A 1,648-nucleotide genomic window follows, 5' to 3' on the forward strand; every position below is an offset into this window, starting at 1 on the left:
TAAAGCCGTAACGCTGTTTTTGGAAGGCCGGAGCGATGCTGTTGTCAAGAAACTGAAACAGGCTATGATGCAAGCGGCAGAATCACTAGAGTTTGAACAGGCTGCCAGGATTCGTGACCAACTTGTCGCTGTTGAGAAAGTTATTGAAAAACAAAATATCGTAACAGGCAGCGGTGACCAGGATGTTATTGGCTTGGCCAGATCAGCAGCTGGGATTTGTGCGCAGGTCTTCTTTATTCGCAGCGGTAAAATGGTGGGGCGTGATCATTTTATGTTGTCAGGTGGCGAAGATGAACCCGATCCGGCTATCCTGGAAGCTTTTGTTAAGCAGTATTACAGCCAGGCAGCCTTTATTCCCCGGGAAATCCTGCTGCCGTTGGCTCTGGAGGATCAGCAGCTCTTAGCCGAGTGGCTGAGTGGTATCAAAGGTAGCCGGGTACAGGTGGAGACTCCAAAACGCGGTACCAAGAAAGATTTGGTCAATATGGCGGCAGGTAATGCGGCTACTGTGCTGGAAGAGCAAGCCGCGCGCCTAAAAGCCGATGCGGATAAAACTGCTGGGGCTGCTGCCGAACTTGGACAGTACTTGGGTTTGCCGAGTGCGCCAGAACGAATTGAGTGTTTTGATATCTCGCATATCCAAGGATCGGAAACGGTGGCTTCCATGGTGGTATTTGAGGGCGGTCAGCCCAATAAGAATGAATATCGCCGCTATAAGTTAAAAACCGTGGAAGGCAAGCCTGATGATTTTAAGTCCATGCAAGAAGTTGTGGGGCGGCGGTACCGCGATGCTATCGAAAAAGGGCCGATTCCTGACTTGATTATTATTGATGGCGGCAAAGGCCAGTTAAATGCGGCCCTGCCGATTATCCGTGCTGCTGGTCTTACCGATGTGATGGTCATAGGGCTAGCCAAGGAATTTGAACATATTTTTCGTGAGGGGATCAGCGAACCGCTCATTTTGCCACGCCACTCACAAGCGCTGTATTTAGTGCAACGTATCCGGGATGAAGCGCACCGTTTTGCGATTACCTATCATCGTAAACTTCGTTCCAAACGGAATCTGGTGTCTGTGCTTGATCACATTCCTGGTATTGGAGCCAAACGACGTAAAGCGCTGTGGGATCACTTTGGCAGTCTGGCTAAAATTAAAGCCGCTGAGGTGGAGGAATTAGCTAAAGTTAACGGCATGACGCTTCCGGCAGCGGAGGCTGTGTACAATTTCTTTCGTCAGAAAGGGTATGAATGAATAGCAAAGCTAAACCACGCCGTTCCGGCGAAGTGGATGCTACCTGAACCTGAGTAACGCTGTCTGTAGTGATGGAGTTTTGATTCAGTATTAAAGTAAGTTCACCCTGAGTAATTACCAGTTTTTGTTTGCAATTGTATTGTGAACATAGTACAATACTAAAAAAGTAGTCTACTATTACAAAGGGGTGGATAGTTGTGGAAAAGTACAGATGTATGGTATGCGGCTATGAGTATGATCCGGAACAAGGCGATCTGGATCACGGAGTTCAGCCAGGAACCGCTTTTGCCGATGTACCAGATGACTGGCAATGTCCAGTTTGCGGTGTTGGTAAAGATCAGTTCGAAAAAATATAGCAGTGAAGAAAAGACTTGGTTTATGCCAAGTCTTTTCTATATG

Annotated in this window: 2 protein-coding genes; both read left to right on the plus strand. The window is 47.7% G+C overall.

Annotated features, from left to right (window positions below; all coding sequences use genetic code 11):
* The coding region (uvrC, locus tag AC29Z1_RS11835) for an excinuclease ABC subunit UvrC (RefSeq protein WP_488271669.1) at positions 1-1,249 on the plus strand (1,249 nt) is incomplete at its 5' end.
* A gap of 197 nt (positions 1,250-1,446) precedes the next feature.
* Positions 1,447-1,605, plus strand: a complete 159-nt coding sequence (gene rd / locus AC29Z1_RS11840; protein WP_488271670.1) for a rubredoxin — start codon at positions 1,447-1,449, stop codon at positions 1,603-1,605.
* Positions 1,606-1,648: the final 43 nt, after the last annotated feature.

Source organism: Sporomusa sp. (assembly GCF_057736855.1).